The 19,766-nt window shown below is 34.6% G+C and carries 11 protein-coding genes; 7 read left to right on the top strand and 4 right to left on the bottom strand.

What is annotated here, in order from left to right; all coding sequences use genetic code 11:
* The first annotated feature begins 25 nt into the window (after window positions 1-25).
* The 3 genes from BUB80_RS15980 (at window position 26) to BUB80_RS15990 (ending at window position 6,234) form a co-directional block, all read left to right on the top strand.
* Complete coding sequence (locus tag BUB80_RS15980) at window positions 26-1,354, top strand: hydroxymethylglutaryl-CoA synthase family protein (protein ID WP_073294785.1); 1,329 nt, start codon at window positions 26-28, stop codon at window positions 1,352-1,354.
* A 429-nt stretch (window positions 1,355-1,783) separates the two neighbouring features.
* Window positions 1,784-4,690: a SusC/RagA family TonB-linked outer membrane protein gene (locus BUB80_RS15985; RefSeq protein ID WP_073294789.1), complete on the top strand. Its 2,907-nt coding sequence runs from the start codon at window positions 1,784-1,786 to the stop codon at window positions 4,688-4,690.
* Between the two features lie 14 nt (window positions 4,691-4,704).
* Window positions 4,705-6,234, top strand: coding sequence for a RagB/SusD family nutrient uptake outer membrane protein (locus tag BUB80_RS15990; protein WP_073294792.1), 1,530 nt, complete (start codon window positions 4,705-4,707; stop codon window positions 6,232-6,234).
* A 127-nt stretch (window positions 6,235-6,361) separates the two neighbouring features.
* Here the strand turns inward: BUB80_RS15990 and BUB80_RS15995 are convergent, their stop codons facing one another.
* Window positions 6,362-7,297 carry an alpha/beta hydrolase gene (locus BUB80_RS15995; protein ID WP_073294795.1) on the bottom strand — a complete coding sequence of 312 codons (936 nt, stop codon included), beginning with the start codon at window positions 7,295-7,297 and terminating at the stop codon, window positions 6,362-6,364.
* Window positions 7,298-7,396: 99 nt separating this feature from the next.
* On the bottom strand, window positions 7,397-8,320 hold the full coding sequence (locus tag BUB80_RS16000; protein WP_073294797.1) for a helix-turn-helix domain-containing protein: 924 nt from the start codon (window positions 8,318-8,320) through the stop codon (window positions 7,397-7,399).
* 179 nt (window positions 8,321-8,499) lie between these two features.
* On the opposite strand from BUB80_RS16000, the gene BUB80_RS16005 reads away from it, so the two are divergent.
* The 4 genes from BUB80_RS16005 (at window position 8,500) to BUB80_RS16020 (ending at window position 17,256) form a co-directional block, all read left to right on the top strand.
* On the top strand, window positions 8,500-10,029 hold the full coding sequence (locus BUB80_RS16005) for an aldehyde dehydrogenase family protein (RefSeq protein ID WP_073294800.1): 1,530 nt from the start codon (window positions 8,500-8,502) through the stop codon (window positions 10,027-10,029).
* Window positions 10,030-10,308: 279 nt separating this feature from the next.
* Window positions 10,309-11,346, top strand: coding sequence for an alcohol dehydrogenase AdhP (gene adhP / locus BUB80_RS16010; protein WP_073294802.1), 1,038 nt, complete (start codon window positions 10,309-10,311; stop codon window positions 11,344-11,346).
* Window positions 11,347-13,696: 2,350 nt separating this feature from the next.
* Entirely contained in the window at window positions 13,697-14,419 is a 723-nt protein-coding gene (locus tag BUB80_RS16015) for a hypothetical protein (RefSeq protein ID WP_073294804.1), read from the top strand.
* 2 nt (window positions 14,420-14,421) lie between these two features.
* Window positions 14,422-17,256 carry an Ig-like domain-containing protein gene (locus BUB80_RS16020; protein WP_073294807.1) on the top strand — a complete coding sequence of 945 codons (2,835 nt, stop codon included), beginning with the start codon at window positions 14,422-14,424 and terminating at the stop codon, window positions 17,254-17,256.
* A gap of 163 nt (window positions 17,257-17,419) precedes the next feature.
* On the opposite strand, the gene BUB80_RS16025 is transcribed toward BUB80_RS16020, so the two are convergent.
* Window positions 17,420-17,596: a histone H1 gene (locus BUB80_RS16025; RefSeq protein ID WP_073294809.1), complete on the bottom strand. Its 177-nt coding sequence runs from the start codon at window positions 17,594-17,596 to the stop codon at window positions 17,420-17,422.
* A 422-nt stretch (window positions 17,597-18,018) separates the two neighbouring features.
* A complete protein-coding gene (locus tag BUB80_RS16030) occupies window positions 18,019-19,425 on the bottom strand; it encodes a hypothetical protein (RefSeq protein ID WP_073294812.1) in 1,407 nt (468 codons plus the stop codon).
* Window positions 19,426-19,766 lie beyond the last annotated feature (341 nt).

Consider the following 19,766-nt stretch of genomic DNA (forward strand, 5'->3'; position numbering starts at 1 on the left):
AATTTAGTATTAAAATTACAGAATTATGACTTTTGGAATTGAAGCTGCAAGTTATCACGTGCCATCTTTATATTTGGAAATTAAAGATTTAGCAGAAAAAAGAGGAATTGAACCCGCAAAATTAGAAAAAGGATTAGGGTTGCATAAAATGGGATTTCCCGATGTTCATGAAGATGCAGCTACTTTTGCAGCAGAATCTTTATTAAAATTAATACAAGATTATACGATTAACCCAAAAGATATTGCCAGAATTTACTTAGGAACAGAGAGTGCTTTAGATGCAGCGAAACCAACTGCTTCATATGCAATGCAGATGGTAGAAAAAGTATTGGAAAAAGAATTCGGTGAAAGATGTTTTAGAAACTGTGATGTGGTAGATATGACTTTTGCTTGTGTGGGAGCGGTAGATGCATTGCATAATTCTTTAGATTTTGTAAGAGTAAATCCGGACAAAAAAGCAATCGTGATCGCCAGCGATTATGCGAAATACGAATTGGCTTCTTCAGGTGAATATACGCAAGGAGGGGGGGCTGTATCTTTATTGATCTCTTCAAACCCAGATTTGCTGGAAATTGAAAACAATTGGGGAGTGGCAACAGAAAGTGTTTTTGACTTTTTCAAACCAAGACGTCAGTATAAGAAAGAAGACTTAACAAATGCTTCTGAATCTTTCCCAGATAAAATTGAAATCTTTACGGATGAACCTGTTTTTGATGGACAATATTCCAACCAATGTTATCAAGACAGAATTAGAGAAGCCTACAATCACTATAAAGAAATTACAGGAAAAAGCAAGCCTTATGAAAATTGGAAATATTTGATTTTCCACCTTCCGTATGCTTTTCATGGTAAAAGAGTTTTTACAGAAATCTACAGTTTAGAAAATGAACTTTCATATGAGACTCCAGAAGAACAAAAAGCGGTGGCGAAGTCTGAAAAATATATTCAGTTTATTAACGATACGATAGAAAAATCACAAAGAGCTTCTTCCGAAATTGGTAATATGTATACTGCTTCTATTTTCATGGCATTACTTTCTGCATTACAAACTTCTTTTAATGAAAACGAAGAATTAAAAGGTTCCGAAATAGGATTTTTAGGCTACGGAAGTGGTTCAAAATCTAAAGTATTCGTAGGAAAAGTGTCTGAAAACTGGAAAACGGTTGTCGCAAAATGGAATTTATTTGAAGGCTTAAAAAACAGAACTGCCATTGATTTTGAAACCTATGAAAAACTACATAGAAAGCAATTAGAAGAATCTGTTAATGAAAATTATAAAGGGTTTGGATTACAATCCATTGAATTGGAAAATCCTGTTTTAAAAGGAGCAAGATATTATACTTATAAGTACTAAATAAGCTATTAATTAAAAATTAATTTTGTTAAAACATCTCTTTATTTGAGGTGTTTTTTGTTTTTTAAAGAAAAATTGGTGTTAAAATCACATGTAGAGTGTCAAATATATTGGATTGACAATGAAAGCTTGATTTATTTTATTTGATTTTTTTCTGAAATAGGTTTATTTAATCAATGCTATTTTATTATTTGATTTATAGATGGGAAATTTTTGTTTTTTTTTCGACCATTAAAAATATTTTAGCAAATGTAATTATTGTAGAATTTTTTCATATCACATAAAGAACCAATAGGTTAAGTTGTTTAAATTTTGTTAATGATAATTAATTATGTTTTTTTTAAACATTTGTTTATCAGTGTTTTGGTGATTGTTCGTGTTAATATTTATTAACATATTTACAATCTTGAATACTAAAATCAAAAAAACATGAATGTAAGATTATGCATGATAACAACTGCCGTTTTATTTTTTACGGGACACGCTGTACATGCTCAAAAGGTATCGAAAGATACAGCTACCAAAGAAAAGAAAATAGAAGAGGTAGTGATGGTTGGGTATGGAACTCAGAAGAAAAGTGAGGTTACTGCAGCAGTATCTCAGGTGAAAGCTGAGGATATGGCGGGGTTAGTTACTGCCAGTTTTGAATCTCAATTAGCCGGAAGGGCAGCTGGGGTAAGTGTAACCACTAACTCGGGAATGGTGGGACAAGCACCTGCAATCAATATTAGAGGAATTAATTCTCTTAACTCGGGAACTTATCCTTTGATTGTAGTAGATGGAATGCCCATTTTTACTGGAGATACAGGAGGATATGCTCCAAGTAATGCATTGGGGGATATTAATCCGGCGGATATTGAAAGTATAGAGATTTTAAAAGATGGAGCTGCGGCGGCTATTTATGGTTCTCGGGCGGCCAACGGTGTGATGATTATTACTACCAAGAAAGGAAAAAAAGGAAGGTTTCAGCTAGATTACAACACATATACTGGCGTTGCTCAAGTAGCGAAACAATTTGATTTACTTCAAACACCAGAATTTTTAACGATTTCAAATGAGAAAAGAACCAATGCAGGGAGGGCACCTTGGGCCTTTGGTTCACAATATAATACTGACTGGCAGAAAGCTGTTTTAAGATCGGCAACCCAAACTGATCATAATATTTCTCTTCAGGGAGGTTTAGGTAAAGGTTCATATTTTGGTTCTGTAGGTTATACCAAACAAGATGGGATTGTTTTAAGTAATGGGATGGAACGATTTACGGCCCGTTTTAATGTAAACCAAGAAGTTACTGATTGGTTAAAGATGGGAGCGAATCTTGGAGTAACACGAACAGAATATAATGCACTTAATTCTGGGGTAAATTCCCTTTCAGGAGCCATGGCCAATTCATTAAGACAATTACCAAATACGCCTATATACAGAGGAGATGGCCCATTTGGCTACAATATTGATATCGTAGGCTCTAATACGATTACTGGTAAGGCAGGAAATTCACAGTATGTTGCTAATAACCTTCCAAATATTGTGTATATAATGAATACCAATAAGTTGCAATCCAGAGTGCTAAGAGTATTAGGAGATGTGTACGGAGAGGTAAAGATTTTACCATCTCTTACTTATAAGCTTCAAATGAGTATAGACAGATCTCAAAATGAAGGCTTGTTGTATTGGAATGCCTTTCATGGAGATGGAAGAGGAAGTAATGGAAGAATTCAAAACAGCAATACGACTTTGGAAAGATATAATATCCAAAATATATTAAACTTTAATAAGAGCTTTGGAAATCATAAAATCGGGGTGACTTTAGTGAATGAATACCAAAAGGAAAATCAAAATACCTTTTTTGGGGGCGGAACAGATTTAGGGGATTCCTATTTTAATAGCAATGTGATTACAGGAACTTATGGAACTCCTGTTTCCGGTGGTGGAAGAACAGAGTTTGCTTTAATATCTTATTTAGCACGATTTAATTATGATTTTGGGAAAAGGTATTTTTTCCAGGGGGTTATAAGAAGGGACGAATTGTCTTCTCTTCCTAGGGAAGGAAGAGTAGGATATTTCCCGGGAGGTTCATTAGGATGGAATGTAAGCAATGAAAACTTTTTTGAGAAAGCGAAATCCGTAGTCAATGAACTGAAGTTACGTGCCTCTTACGGTAGAGTTGGGAATAGTAATATTGGAAATTATCCTTATATGTCCTTGTATGGACCAGCTAGATATGGAGATATGAATGGATTAGCTTATGCTCAAATGGGAATTAACAGCCTAAGATGGGAACGAAGCGAAAAGTTTGATTATGGAGCTGATATGAGTTTTTTTAAAAACAAGCTAAAGGTTACAGTAGATTATTTTGTGAATAATATTGATGAAATGATTCAACAGGTTCCTGTAGATCCATCTTTAGGGGTTCCGGATAATCAATACAGTTCAAATATCGGAGTTGCGAAAAATAAAGGCTGGGAGTTTACAGTGAATTATACGCCTATTAAAAAGGCAAATTTTGAAGTCAATATTGGTGCAAACCTATCATTAATTAATAATACTATAGCGCAACTATACAGAGGAGCAGACATTTTCCCTGGAAATGCTGATTGGAACAATGTAGATCGTTTCTACAGAATTCATAGAGAAGGATATTCAATGAACCAACTCTATGGAGTTAAATATTGGGGAGTGAATCCAGCCAATGGAAATCCTGTGTATTATAGGCTGGATGGTTCTTTGGTACAGTTTAATTTAAATTCTGCTAATAGAGGGTATTATGTTTTTAATCCGGATAATCCGGGTAATGTTTCTCAGGCAGGAGGAACGCCGGAAAATCAGGTGTTAGGCAATACCATTCCAAAATATTTTGGAGCATTCAATCTATCCGTGAGATATCACAATTTTGATTTGGGAACATTGGTAAGATTTAGTGGAGGGAATTACATTATGAACATTACCAGAAGAGACTTATTGAGTCAGAATTTTGTAAACAACTCTACAGAAATTATTGGAAGATGGCAGAGCCCCGATAATCCGGGAGATGGATGGACTCCAAGATTAAACGCAGGGGATGACCCGGGGGTGAATGGTCCTGCAGTTTCCAATAGTCGATTTATTGAAAAAGGAGACTTTATTAAGTTTGATAATCTTACGTTAGGATACAGTTTAGAACGAGAGTTTTTAAATAAAATTAATATTCAGAAAATGAGACTTTATATCCAGGCACAAAATGCATTTATTATTACCAAATATTCCGGATCTGATCCGGAAATGCAAGTGAACGGATTGGATTATAATGGAATTCCAAGACAAAGGGTTTTCTCAATTGGATTAAATGTTACACTTTAATAGAATATGATATAATGAATACATTAAAAAAATATATAATATTAGCTTCAGCGGGATTAGTATTGAGCTCTTGCCAGCAGGACATCTTAGATACCACTTCTTTTAATAATCCTAATCCTGAATTGGCATTTACCTCTCCTGAGTTGGTTCAGCTAGCAGTGAATGGCGTTTACAATGCAGCACAAATCGGAAATTTTAATGGGACACCAAGGGGCTATGTTTTCGGGGCGGCTTACTTTCAACAGAATGAAGTAAGAGGAGAAGATGTTGTGAATACAGATGCTTTTTATCAACTTACCTACGAATCCAATTATGATCCAACCACCCCCAATAATGTTTACTATTGGACAGATGCTTATCGCTTGGTGAACCGTGCTAATCTAGTTAACGAAGGGATTGACAGGGCAGTGAACAATCATGTTATTACTGAGGTTCAGGGAAATATATACAAAGGAGAAGTTTTATTTTTCAGAGCCTTGGCTCATTTTGAACTTTTAAAACAATTCTCAAGACCTTATCATTTGGATAATGGAGCTTCTGTAGGGGTGCCTTACAGAACAATAGGAGTAGATACTGAAGCCACTATTGAGCAGGCGATGCAGGTAGGTAGAGGGACTGTAGCAGAAGATTATCAGAGGCTGCTAACAGATCTGAATTTTGCAGAAAATGGACTTCCTACCAATGCTCAAAGACAAGGAATTAATAAGATAGGAAAAATTACAAAAGGTGCAGCTATTGCGATTAAGATAAGGGCTTATTTAAACATGAGAAACTGGAATGGAGTAATTACAGAATATAACAAGCTTACCTCTATGTATGCCTTAGAGGCTACTCCTGTAGCAGTATTTAATAATAACCTGGGAAATACCGAGTCTATTTTTTCAATTATTAATACGGCGAATAACAATCCGGGAGTTAATGGGGCATTGGCCGCTCAATTTAATAATAGATCAATGATAGCGATCAGTCCTATTTTATGGAATAGCCCTCTATGGTTGGAACATGATAAAAGGAGAGATATTACTGCTGTCGTTTCTGGTGCCAGATTTACCAGAAAATATACAGATATTGTCAATTATACAGATGCATCACCAATTGTCCGGTTTTCTGAAATGAAATTGGCTGCTGCAGAGGCTTATGCAAGAACAAACGATATGACCAATGCTTTAAAACTCCTTAACGAAGTTCGAAATAGATCATTGGCTAATCCTAATACAGAAGCTTATACGATTGCATCGTTTGCTAATAAAGAAGATTTAGTAAGAGCTGTTTTGATGGAAAGAAGGATAGAACTGAGTTGTGAAGGAGTTCGTTGGGGAGATATTCATCGATTGATTAATGATGATATTGCTCCTACTCAAGGTATTCCGGCGAAAGTACCTAATGGGTTTCCGGCAGCTACAAGTTATACTATAGGAATTCCTTATTCCGGAAACCTAACGAGTGCTATTCCTTATACTGATAGAAGATTTTTATGGCCAATACCATTAATGACAACCAGTGTAAACCCTCTCCTTGCCGGCCAGCAAAATCCAGGGTGGTAAAAGGATGTTTAAGGATAAAAAAATGGGCTGTCTTTTTAGGCAGCCTCATTTTTTTTAATACATATTCAGTTTCACAGATCCTTTCAAAATAAAGCATATAGCTATACATTATAATCTATACTTAGGTCTAAAAGCTACTGCGTTTCATCCATTCTTTAAAAAGTCCGGGCCAGGCAGACACTTCACTGCCTTTTTTACCTAAGCCCCAGCCATGCCCTCCTGTTTGGAAAATATGCATTTCAACAGGGATGTTTGCATTTTTTAAAGCTTTATCCATCAAATAACTATTGTCTATAGGAGAAATAGGATCGTCTATAGCCTGTGCTAAAAATGTAGGTGGAGTATGGGTATTCACTTGTTTTTCTACAGAAAAAGCAATTTCCTCTTCGGTTGTTGGTTGATTTCCGAAAATACTCTTTAAGGAATGAGTTTTATTATTGGGTGGAAGCATTGAAATTACGGGGTAAATAAGTCCTGTAAAATCGGGCTTTGAAGATAAGGAATCAATAGCATCAACGGGTTTATAAAAATTTTTGTCAAAAAGAGTAGAGGTGATTCCGGCTAAATGGCCTCCTGCTGAAAACCCTAAAATTCCAATTTTATGTTGATCTATACCGTAATGTTTAGCGAGATTACGAATGATTCGCATAGCGCGTTGAGCATCTTCAAAGGGGACTTGGGTGCTGCTCCAGTTTTCTTGCGGTAATCTATAGATGAGTTCAAAGGCGGTTACTCCTTCAGATGGTAACCAATTAGCCGTGGGAGTACTTTCTTTTCCTAGTTCAATATGAGCATATCCACCACCACTGATTACTAAAATTGCGGTTCCATTAGGATGTTGAGGTTGATGGACAATCAGCCTTGGGGTAGAAACATTCGTTACAGACCCTTTATCGCTAATGAGCTCTGAACCCCGGTTACCTCCTGCATTGGGCATATGAGACGGCCATAAATCAATTTGCTCTAAGCTACTCTGGATGCTGAATTTTGGGCCCTTACCTTGTGCACTGATTGATGCGCTGGCAGAAAATAATAAAGCAGTAATGATCATAAATACTTTCATCGTAATAAGCAGATAACTTAGGCTATCCTAGATGAGGTGCTGCAAAAAAGATGCAAATTTTGATGTTGAAAAAATGATTTGAATAATAATGATAACAACCTACTCATTAAATGTAGTATTATTTTGAAAACTCTTAGGAGTAATTCCTACCAATTGTTTAAAAACTCTGGTGAAATAATTGGTGTCTGAGAATCCCGTCTGGTAGGCTGTTTCTTTAATACTGTTCTGGCTCACCAATAGTTCTTTAGCTCTGTTTATTCTTTCCTGTAAAATAAATTCATTGGGAGAAGTTCCGAGCTCATCTTTAAACATTTTAAAGAAATTAGATTTGCTTACGTAGGCCAACTTGGCAATACTGTCGATCGATAATTTCTGATGAAGATTATTTTTAATATAGTCAACGGCAAAACCAATTCTGGATTTATTTTTAGCAATGTTTTTCTCAACCATACTTCTTGCCTGGGTTTGCATCAGTCTTATCAGGAGTTCTTTCAACGCAAAATCTGCCATAATATCCTTTTCAGAATTGTCATCCATGGCAATTCTCATGATATTGTTGGTCGCAGAAGCAAGCGATTTATTGTTAAAAAGAAAATATTCATCGAGTTGAATATTCCATTGAGAACTTTCATCTACTTTCGGAAAATGATAATTTAAATGGTTTAAAGAGTTTTCAATAAAATCAGGGTTAAGGCTTAAAGCAATGCATTGTGAGGGTGTTTCATTGGCTTCAGGAAAATCAATGACCATGGTTTCTCCTGGGGCAACCAAGATACTTTCTCCCGGAAAATAGTCGAAATAACTGGTTTTATTATCCAGCTTCATGTGCTTTTTGCCGCGGAGCATGGCTGTGAAAGCAATATTTTCAAAATGAAGTTTAAAGTCAAAAGCGGTTTTGTGAGTTTCATAGATACTAAATTCACAGTTGTTTAGATTGAATTTCGTTTGATTTTCAATGAGGTTTAAAAGCTGATTTTCCTTTTTTAATTCAGGAGTATTTAATAAAAATTTATTATTATTCATTTCTAAACATTTTTTGTTGCCTCTTCTTTCAAATATAGAAATTAAAATGCGATACAGTTGTTAATAAAACTATAAAATTAAGCCTCTGCACTATTGTGATGCTTTTTTATACGATTGTGCTATAGGGTTCTCAGAGGTAAGTGTAATTTGGTTGTACAGAAAATTAAAATTATACTAATATGAGCACTATTACAGAAAAAAAATCAGGTACTATTTTAGACTGGCCTGACTTCAAAAGCAAATATGATAACTATATTGACGGGAAATTTACCGCTCCAGTGAACGGAGAATATTTTAATGTAGTTTCTCCAATTGACGGAAAAAATTTCACACAAGCAGCGCACTCCTCTAAAGAAGATTTAGAATTGGCTGTAAATGCGGCCGACAAAGCTTTTCAAACGTGGAAAAACACATCCTCTACAGAAAGAAGTATTATTTTAAATAAAATTGCAGACAGAATAGAGCAAAATTTAGAATATCTGGCGACCGTTGAAACAATAGATAACGGTAAAGCGGTAAGAGAAACATTGGCGGCAGATTTACCTTTGGTGGTAGATCATTTCAGGTATTTTGCCTCTGTGATCCGTGCCGATGAAGGATCACATAACGAGTTAGATAAAGATACCGTTTCTTTGATCGTTCACGAGCCGTTGGGAGTCATTGCTCAAATCATTCCTTGGAATTTTCCTTTATTAATGGCAGTTTGGAAATTAGCTCCGGCATTAGCAGCAGGGAATTGCGTCGTGATGAAACCTGCAGAAAGCACCCCGATTTCTATTATTGTTTTAATGGAAGTGATAGGAGATTTATTGCCTGCAGGCGTTATCAATATTGTTAATGGTTTCGGTGCAGAGCTGGGAAGAGCGTTGGTTACAAATCCAAAAGTGAATAAAGCAGCATTTACGGGTTCTACAGCGACAGGCCGTTTGGTGATGCAGTATGCCACAGAAAATATCATTCCGGTGACGTTGGAATTGGGTGGGAAATCTCCAAACGTTTTCTTCAGTTCAGTGATGGATGCAGATGATGCATTTTTAGATAAAGCTATTGAAGGCGCTGTTCTTTTTGCGCTAAATCAAGGTGAGATTTGTACGTGTCCGTCAAGATTATTGGTTCAGGAAGATATTGCAGATGCGTTTATTGCTAAAGTGATTGAAAGGGTAAAAGCCATTAAAGTAGGAAATCCTTTAGACAAAACAGTGATGATGGGCGCTCAGGCTTCTCAGATTCAAAAAGATAAAATCCTTTCTTACATCAAATTAGGAAAAGAAGAAGGCGCAGAAGTGCTTGTGGGAGGTGATGTAAACAATGTGGGTGAAGGTTTGGAAGAGGGATACTATATTCAGCCAACGATCTTCAAAGGGAATAACAGAATGAGAATCTTTCAGGAAGAGATTTTCGGACCTGTGTTGGCGTTCACAACATTTAAAGATGAAGAAGAGGGAATCAAAATTGCCAACGATACCATCTATGGTCTTGGAGCCGGAGTCTGGACAAGAGATGCACATCAGTTATACAACGTTCCTCGCCAGATCCAGGCGGGCAGAGTTTGGGTAAATCAATACCATTCTTATCCTGCTGGTGCTCCTTTCGGAGGATATAAACAGTCGGGAATTGGTAGAGAAAACCACAAAATGATGTTAGATCATTACCGCCAGACTAAAAATATGTTGATTTCTTACAACAAAAACAAACTAGGTTTCTTTTAATTTTAAATAATAGGGCGTGCCCGTTTTGCCTCAGCTTACACTGAGGCAAAACGGTCGGGCTATCCAAGGCTCCACTTCGTTTCGGTACTCCGTTTCACTTCGCACCGGCTCGTTCCTCGCCGCCTTTCCTATCCCTCACGCGAAAAAACTACTTTTCCCCCCTTATCCGACATTTTTCGGGTGAGCAGGAGATGTTATGAGCCTTGTCAAGGTTCAAAACCTTGACAAGGCTTTCAAGAAAAAGCAAACAAAAAACTAACTCAAAAAAATCAAAATACTATGATTCCAAAAACAATGAAAGCTGCAGTTGTTCAAGGCTACGGACAGCCGCTACAAATCCAAGAAGTTCCTGTAAAAGTACCGGGAAGATATGAAGTACTCGTAAAAGTAATTGCGTGTGGAGTTTGCCATACAGATTTACATGCGGTAGATGGCGACTGGCCGGTAAAACCCAAAATGCCATTAATTCCAGGTCACGAAGGAGTCGGAATTGTAGTGGCATGCGGACCGGAAGCAATGGTAAAAGAAGGAGATGCAGTGGGAGTTCCATGGTTATATTCTGCTTGTGGGTGTTGCGACTACTGTATCACAGGTTGGGAAACATTGTGTCATGCTCAGCAAAATGGAGGTTATAGCGTTGATGGTGGTTTTGCAGAATATGTCATTGCAGATTCAAGATATGTAGGACATTTAAAATCGGATGTCAACTTTTTAGAAATTGCCCCAATTCTTTGTGCGGGAGTAACGGTTTATAAAGGACTAAAAGAAACAGAAACAAAACCGGGAGAGTGGGTGGCTATTTCAGGAATTGGTGGATTAGGGCACGTTGCCGTACAATATGCAAAAGCAATGGGGATGCACGTTGCGGCGATTGATGTTTCAGATGATAAATTAGCATTAGCTAAAAAATTAGGAGCCGATTTAGTGGTCAATGCAAAAAACACAGATCCTGGAGAATATCTACATAAGGAAGTCGGCGGAATGCACGGCGCATTGATCACAGCGGTTTCCCCTATCGCATTCAAACAGGGAATTGATGTGTTGAGAAGAAAAGGAACAATTGCCCTTAATGGACTTCCGCCAGGATCTTTTGAACTTCCGATTTTTGAAACGGTGTTGAAAAGAATTACGGTAAGAGGTTCGATCGTTGGGACAAGAAAAGATCTTCAGGAAGCATTGGATTTTGCCAATGAAGGATTGGTAAAAGCAACGGTAACTTCTGCAAAACTGGAAGATATCAATGAAGTTTTTGATAAAATGAAAGCGGGACAAATCGATGGCAGAATCGTTCTCGATATTGCCGGAAGTGCAAGTTAAATTATAATGAGTTTAATGAAGTCCGGTAGAGTTTTTCTCCGGACTTTTCTTTGACAAATATTCAGTGTATTTAGTTCATTTTTGTTTAAATTTTATAATAACAATGTTTACTAATACCATCTTTAACAAATTTATTCTTACTAAAAAAATAAAAGAATGTTCATTTTTAATGTTCATTTTTTTTTATTTTGAAGTCCGTTTAAACTAATAAAAAAATTAAACCGCAAAAGATACAAAAGCTATTATTGAATCATTTAAAGTTTAGCTCTTTTGAAAACAAAGCTTTCAAAAGAATAAAAATCAAAGCTTTTTTTAACTTTTGGGTTCTTATTTGTATTTTATGATGAACTTAAATAAATAATATATTAATCTTTTGTCTCTTTTGACTCCGTCGAATCTTCGATTTGTGTTTAAAATAGAAAGTTTAAACAAGTTCTTAATATAACTTCTTTTGACAAAAATACAATCAGATTGTTTAATTACATTTTATAAATTAGAGAGTCTGTTCTGACTTTATCGAAAGTTTTTGATTCATATTCTTCAATATCTCTTCTAATTTCAAGGGAAATATCTTTTACATTATAATTTTCAAAGTAATTAGGTTCAAAATCTTCTGGAAAAATTCTTGATGCCAGGTTTCAATAACTTCTCGTAAATGGATATTAAGGTTTATAAAACAAATTACCAACAGCAAACAGTCATTGATTTTTTATTCCTAGAGGTAAATCTTTTGTAAGAAATAATACCTTAGCTTTAGTTTACGCGAGTATAATTATGTAAGTATGGCTTCAACCATAGAGGTGAATTTTTTTTAATTAATTATTTTTTCTGAAAACAGATTTAATCATATCTGAAAATTTCCAATAATGTTTGATTTTTCATTCAGACACATGCGTACAGTATGCCAATACTATTGAATCTTTATGGAGTAATGAGAAGTGTGAGTAGGAAGGGTTATTGTTGGGATAATGTAGTGGCAGAGAGTTTTTCAAGTCATTAAAAACTGAATTAATTTATGGCAATAAACTCATCGAAAAAAACAAATGGAACTGGAAGTCTTTGAATACATCGAAATATAGTTCAACAAAAAAAGAAGGCATAGTCCCTTGAATTACAAAAATGTAGCTTAACTAAAGAATGCAAATTTTATTTGCACATCCAATTTTTATTAGATAAATAATGGGATTCAGTTGATTTATTTGGTTTTGTAGATTAATTGTTTCATTTGTAATTATTTTATTAAATATTTAATTTTTGTACTGATTTTTTATTAAATTTGATTTGATTTATTAAATAAACTACCATGAAATCAATTATTAATTTGAACTTAAAGAGTTTAAACAAATCTTCCAAAAGAATATCACATATCATGATTCTTTAAACACACAAGTTTTTTGATGATGGATCATGGACATACATGGACGTTGAATAAAATCCGTCCAATCTGAAATATTAGTAAAAAATATAATTAACCATATGAAACAACTACAAATCACTTACAATTATGATGAAACAACTATTATTACTAACCTTATTAGGGCCTTTCGTTGCCCTTTTAATAACAGTATGTAAACAACGTAGAAAATAGACATTTTGTGATTAACACCCTATCAATAAACTACTAATATCGTTAAAAAGTTTATAAAGATGATGAATTTGTTGATGGTAATTTGGAAGTTATGATTAACAATTTAAAAACAAATTAAGATATATCCAATTATACTACAATAGGTACTGATCATAAACACACTAATATTAAAGATGGAATAACATTTTTGAAAAATATTATGACCTGGTTCTTTTTTACCCTGAAAACTCAACAAAACAATAAGTCTACAAATATATCATAAGATTAATTTTTTTTACACATATTTCACTATTTGTTGATATTTTATTGAGAATAGTTATATTTGGTGTAAAATTGATTTTATAAGATTGAAAAATCTAAAATAAATTTTATTCCTTTTTTCTTATCTACTGCAAAGCAACTTCAAAATATTTGTAAATAAATAGTAATCATTGAATTATAGAACAGTGCATAATTGTAGTAGAGTTTCCATAGATGCATAATAGTAAATTTGCAAATACAAAAATGCCAACATATCCGGGTAAATTTTTAGACTAGTCATTTGAGTATAAGATCAGGATTCTAAACGCAAAATAAATTAAAATTCAATTAAAACCTTTAATTAGGTAATAATAAATAACAAATTATTATTCATTACTTAATGTTTTTTTTTGGTTAGAATGTAAGAGATATTTTAATTATTCCCATAAGTAAAAGCCCTTGCTATCAAACCTGTATTTGAGAACATTATTGGAAATTATAAAATAATCTAAAATTAAAATAATGAAAAAAATATTTATGATATTATTAGCTATAACTTTTTCAAGTATAGTCTATTCTCAGGTAGGTATTAATACAGCCTCACCAAAATCAACCTTAGATATTACAGCTAAAAATTCTACAGGAGCCTCAACAAATGTTGATGGCCTTTTAGTACCCAGATTAGACAGACTTCGTGCTCAAAGCATGATTTCAGTCCCTTTATCAACTATGATTTATGTTAATGATATAAGTACTGGTGCTGCTGCAGGAATTGCTGCTAATATTGATGCTGTAGGATATTATTATTACAATGGCACTATATGGGTAAAGACTGAAACTTTGACTACCTTAACCAATAACAATAATGGTACCTTTACTTATGTATCTGAAAATGGAACAGGGGTTAGTATTAACGCCGTAGTACCTAAATTTTTTTACATGCCTTCAATAGTATTGCCTACAAACATTGCAGATCCTGCATATAATCCTTCTACAGGAGAATTTACACTTAATCTTTATCAATTGTATTCCTCACAGTTTACAGCTCCGGTGATCAGTAGTAATGCTGCCTCAACACTTCCTGTGTTATCCAGTGGAGATATGGATTATTTTGTTACGTATTCTGATGCCAGTGTTTTTAATATTATCTCTTTGGGTACAGATGGAATATTGAAATATAAACTCCAAACAGGATATGTAATTTCAGAGAAAACGTATATGAATGTTGTATTGAAAGTGAAATAGATATGGCGAAATATAAATACTTTTTAGCTTTTTTGTGGATCTTCATATTATCCACAAAAGTTTTTGCCGCAGACTATTATTGGGTAGGAGGCAATGGAAACTGGAGTGATATCAATCATTGGCGTACAACTTCAGGGGGAACACTTATCCCGAGTGTTATCCCTGGTCCTGTAGATAATGTGTATTTTGATGTAAATTCAGGATTTACAGTAGGTAACAGTACAGTGACTTTGAATGTTACCGGAAACAGTCATAATATTACTTTTTCGGGCAGTGCTATAGCACCGACCTTTACCCAGAGTGGTACCCAAACCCTTAATATTTATGGTTCCTCAGAATGGCAAATCGGAATGCCTACCATTACGATTTCAAATATTTATTACCGTAATACAGGGGAAGCTAAAACGATAAAAAGCAATGGAGTAGGTACGGTTGTATCGGGGAGTACTTATTTTGAGGAGCAGAATTCTATAGATCTCCTTGATGATTTTAGTGTGGGTTTTTTAGATCATAATGCAGGTACATGGAGTACCAATAATCATCAGGTAATAATTGGGCGTGATTTTTCTACGACTACCAGTACCCAAGCCCGTACAATCAACCTTGGGAGTTCTGAGGTATTTGTAAGAAATAGTGATGGAATATTCAATATCAGTGGGGCTAATATTACCCTGAATGCAGGAACTTCTCACATTCACTTTAATCCTAACACAACTTTTACTTCGAGTAATACCCTTATAGGGAGAGCGGGACAGACCTTTTATGATGTAAGTTTTGAGGGAACAACTACTGTGGGAGCAATTGCAGTAGGAGGAACAGCAGCAGCTCCTTTGAACTTCCATAATGTAGAATTCAAGAATAACGGAAGAATTTCGGGATATAATAATTTTAATCAGTTGCTTTTAGCCCCTGTTAAAAATTATGAAATAGCAAGTAACAGTACACAACAGATCAACAATCTATTCTCTTTCAGTACCCCAAGCTGCTTAGGTTGGGCCTCACTATCGTCATCCACTTCTGGTACGGCAGCGAGATTTTCAGCACCTTCTACGGCAGTTATTAATGTCAGTGGTGTTGTAATGCAGGATATTTCAGGAATAGGAGGAGCATCTTTTATGGCTAATAATTCGGTGAATAACGGAAATAATACAGGGTGGGTTTTCCCTCCTTCTTCGGGTCAGAGCTTATATTGGGTAGGAGGCAATGGAAATTGGAATGATCAGACCCATTGGTCGCAGACTACTGGTGGAGCAGGAGGATACTGTGTCCCTGGTCCGAACGATAATGTGTATTTTGATGTAAATTCTGGTTTTACTGTGGGTAATAATACAGTTACGCTGGCAGCTACCGGATATGTCCATAATATTACTTTTTCGGGCAGTGCTATAGCACCGACCTTTATCGAGAGTGGTAGCCAAACCCTTAATATCTATGGTTCTTCAGAATGGCAAAGCGGAATGCCTACCATTACGATTTCAAATATTTATTATCGCAATACAGGGGAAGCTAAAACGATAAAAAGCAATGGAGTAGGTACGGTTGTATCGGGTATTACTTATTTTGAGGAGCAGAATTCTATAGATCTCCTTGATGATTTTAGTGTGGGATTTTTAGAGCATACAGCGGGTACATGGACTACTAATAATCATCAGGTAACAATTGGACGTAATTTTTTTACGACTACCAGTACCCAAGCCCGTATAATCAACCTTGGAAGTTCTGAGGTATTTGTAAGAAATAGTGATGGAATATTCAATATCAGTGGGGCTAATATTACCCTGAATGCAGGAACTTCTCACATTCACTTTAATCCTAACACAACTTTTACTTCGAGTAATACCCTTATAGGGAGAGCGGGACAGACCTTTTATGATGTAAGTTTTGAGGGAACAACTACTGTGGGAGCAATTGCAGTAGGAGGAACAGCAGCAGCTCCTTTGAACTTCCATAATGTAGAATTCAAGAATAACGGAAGAATTTCGGGATATAATAATTTTGAGGAACTGTTTTTCGGTACAGGAAAAAGCTATGTTCTAGAGCGCAATACAACCCAGAAAATTACCAATTGGGTGTTAAGCGGTACTCCTTGTAGCATTACTTTTATTGAAAGCAGTATGGCAGGCACACGTGCTAATGTCAACATAACGGCTGGTAATACAAGTTTTAATTTTGCCAATATTAAAGATCTTAATGCGTCAGGACTTCCATTGCAGTTTGGAGATAAGAGCACAGATAACGGAAATAATAGCAATATAACATTTGAACCTTATAATCCGGGGGCTTTTGAAGGCTTTGGAGCAGACTGGACTTGCCATGTCATTGATAATGCAACTCCTTCCACTTATATGTTGGGGACAAGTGGTTTCTATGGAAACATATATACAACCTACAAATGGTATAAGCTAAATGATCCCAATTATGATCCGGCAGCAGTCATAAGTACTGCCAGCGCGGTAGATATCAGAACTTTTGGATTTGGTACATATAAGGTTGAAGTTTCATATTCAGATGGTACGTCTGTTACCTGTACCATATCAGACGAGATCAACATTTATTCTAAAACGGAAATACCAGCTGCCTCTGGAAATGTTTGTAAGAAAGCAAGTAATACTTTAGCTGATATCTCTGTAAATGGAACAGCTATACAATGGTATATTTCTGCATCTTCAGGAACAGCATTACCCATTACAACTCCTATTGTAGATGGCCAAACCTATTATGTATCACAGACTGTAAACTCTTGCGAGAGTAATAAAGCAGCTGTTACAGTTGTAATGAAAGATTGTCAAAATGCAGTAATGGTAAATCCAGGAATAAGAATAAGAGTACAACAATAAATAAATGTAGTATTCCTTCGGTCATATACTATAGTAAGAGACTGTCCGGAAAATTTTGAGGTATCTTGAAAATTTTTTATTTGAAAATCATTCTCAGGAAATACAAGTAAAATAGATGAAGTTTTAAAGAGGCTGTCCGAAAAGGGCAGCCTCTATTTTTTTGTTACTTTTTAGCTTCTTCAACAGAAACCTTTCTGAATTCTTTGAGCAGCTTACTAAGTTCAAGTGCTGATTTACGGACTCTTGTTCCTGCAGCTTTGTTACCTTTTTCCAATTGTAATGCGGCGTCTGATTTAAAATTTTCAAACTCGGCATTAATTTTTTCAATAAGATCTTTCATAGTATTATTTTCTAATGATGAATGGTGAAAATAGGAGTTTTGCCTGATTCATAATAAGTTGGGTTTCTGAAAATTTAGAGTACTGCAATTTAATTGAACACTATTAAGGTTAAATTTTGATAAGAAAGAGTATTACCAATAAGCGGATTAAATAACTTTGATTAATCAGGGGCAAAAATTGCAAGATTAATTTTTTTCAGAAATAAGCAGAAAGATAACTGGCGGACCGTTGAGTGATAAGGGAAGAACCACGAAAAAAAAAATTGACTTCCGTGGAGCATCTTAAAAAAAGAAGGATTTTCAGGGTTGAATATCACAAAAGCAAATGTAGACCAGAAGCTGATTTATTCATGGGAAGAGCATGGTAACCTTGATTCAGACCACATCATAATACAAAAATAAATAATGTTACTTTTACTTTATTATAACTCCAAAATCCACATATGAAGATTGGTTTCAGCAGAAAGGCCTAATTTTTTTTTCAATCTATATCGTTTTGTTTCAACGGTACGTATGGTTGTATTTTCATACTGACTGATTTCCTTACTGCTAAGATTGAGTCTCAAAAAAGCACAAAATTTCAAATCATGACCTGAAAGATTGGGATTCTGTATTTTGATTTTTTCAATAAAATCGGGATATACTTCTGTAAAACGGATAAGAAAAAAAGGATCACCGGATTTTGCAAGTTGCATTACTTCTTTGAATGAAGAGTTGATCTGTAATTTCATTTTTTTTGTTTCCTGTGATTTTTCTTCTATAATACTATCCTTTTTCACTTGTTTATTGAAAGAAATTCTTCGGATAAAATAGATACAAATCAAGGCTATAATTAGAATAGCAGCAACGATAAAATAATATTTATTTTTTTCGGCTTCTCTTTCATCATCCCTTTCCTCGATCATATTTTCAATAACAGCACTTAAAGTCTTTTTTTCCTCAGTTTTTATGCTGTCATTAAGACTCATAAATCTATTTGAAAATTCTTTAGACTTTTCGAGGTTATTAAGGAATTCATATGTTTCAGCAATTTTTTTATAAAGATTTCTTATTTCATCTCTATTTTTTGCTTTTTGATATCCTTTAAGAGATTTTAGATAATATTCCAAAGCTTTGCCATGATCATTCTTTGCAGCATATAGATTACCATATACCAATAATGGGGTAGATATTTCAGTGACGATTTTACTTTTTTTAGCTAGGTCCATAGATTTACGTAGATAATATTCAGCAGAATCCAGATTCTTTTTTTTCTCTATAAACCAATCTGCCGCCTGAGCATACGTTATCGGATCTTCGAGAAGTTGTAAGCATTTATTTCTTGCCACCTGCATAGAATCTATTTCATTGAGCATCGTAAAATTATACCACTTCCATGAATAACTATAGGTGGTGAAGCTTATTTTCTGTTGTTGATTTGATATTTTTTCAGCTTCTTTAAGAGCCGCATTGAGATTTTTATTAGACTCTTTAAAAAGTCCTAAATCTGCATATGTAACTCCAAAAGCATTATATAATCTTGAAATAAGAATAGGATTTTTTATTTCCTTACTTTCTTTTTGAGCCTCACGAAGATAAAAAAGGCTTTCAGTTAACTTCCCCAAAGTAGACATATGAAAGCCAATTCTGATGTTTGTAGCTACAATGCATTCGGAATTACCTGTTTTTTTGCAAGACTCTAATGCCTTAAAATTAAATTTTAGGGCATTTTCTATCTCTGATTTATCAGCATATTCATTATTGATGCTATCAAGAATAGGTAATGTGTAATTCTGAGCATTAGAAGCCATAAATGAAAATAACAACAGAAAAAGTATTTCTTTCTTCATAAACAGATAGTCAAATAATATATAAAACAAAATTAAATATTTGACGATGATAATTATTGTTTTTTATAAATAAGTTGAAAAAAGGATGATTTAGAAAGATAACTCCACAAAACTTATTAAATATTATCTACTTAAATGCTACTGCATTGTTTTTGTTAAGTTGTTGTTTTTTAATTTGTTGTGGGTGGGTAGTAAAGGAGTAGTACTCGTTTTGTTATTCAATGGTTATACATTTGCAAAGTAAATTACAACAAGCATTCGAGTATATCGATTAGCTGATTGTGAAGGTACGATTCTAAATACACTAAGGAAAAAAATAATTCTAAAAACAAACAACAATT

The organism is Chryseobacterium polytrichastri (genome assembly GCF_900142445.1).
In the GTDB taxonomy this organism is placed as follows: domain Bacteria; phylum Bacteroidota; class Bacteroidia; order Flavobacteriales; family Weeksellaceae; genus Chryseobacterium; species Chryseobacterium polytrichastri.

What these genes read in the sequence shown, in the direction of transcription:
- BUB80_RS16030 (WP_073294812.1), bottom strand. Translation starts at nt 19,425, where the DNA reads ATGAAGAAAGAAATACTTTTTCTGTTGTTATTTTCATTTATGGCTTCT.
- BUB80_RS15995 (WP_073294795.1), bottom strand. Translation starts at nt 7,297, where the DNA reads ATGAAAGTATTTATGATCATTACTGCTTTATTATTTTCTGCCAGCGCA.
- BUB80_RS15985 (WP_073294789.1), top strand. Translation starts at nt 1,784, where the DNA reads ATGAATGTAAGATTATGCATGATAACAACTGCCGTTTTATTTTTTACG.
- adhP (WP_073294802.1), top strand. Translation starts at nt 10,309, where the DNA reads ATGATTCCAAAAACAATGAAAGCTGCAGTTGTTCAAGGCTACGGACAG.
- BUB80_RS16005 (WP_073294800.1), top strand. Translation starts at nt 8,500, where the DNA reads ATGAGCACTATTACAGAAAAAAAATCAGGTACTATTTTAGACTGGCCT.
- BUB80_RS16015 (WP_073294804.1), top strand. Translation starts at nt 13,697, where the DNA reads ATGAAAAAAATATTTATGATATTATTAGCTATAACTTTTTCAAGTATA.
- BUB80_RS15980 (WP_073294785.1), top strand. Translation starts at nt 26, where the DNA reads ATGACTTTTGGAATTGAAGCTGCAAGTTATCACGTGCCATCTTTATAT.
- BUB80_RS16025 (WP_073294809.1), bottom strand. Translation starts at nt 17,596, where the DNA reads ATGAAAGATCTTATTGAAAAAATTAATGCCGAGTTTGAAAATTTTAAA.
- BUB80_RS15990 (WP_073294792.1), top strand. Translation starts at nt 4,705, where the DNA reads ATGAATACATTAAAAAAATATATAATATTAGCTTCAGCGGGATTAGTA.
- BUB80_RS16020 (WP_073294807.1), top strand. Translation starts at nt 14,422, where the DNA reads ATGGCGAAATATAAATACTTTTTAGCTTTTTTGTGGATCTTCATATTA.
- BUB80_RS16000 (WP_073294797.1), bottom strand. Translation starts at nt 8,320, where the DNA reads ATGAATAATAATAAATTTTTATTAAATACTCCTGAATTAAAAAAGGAA.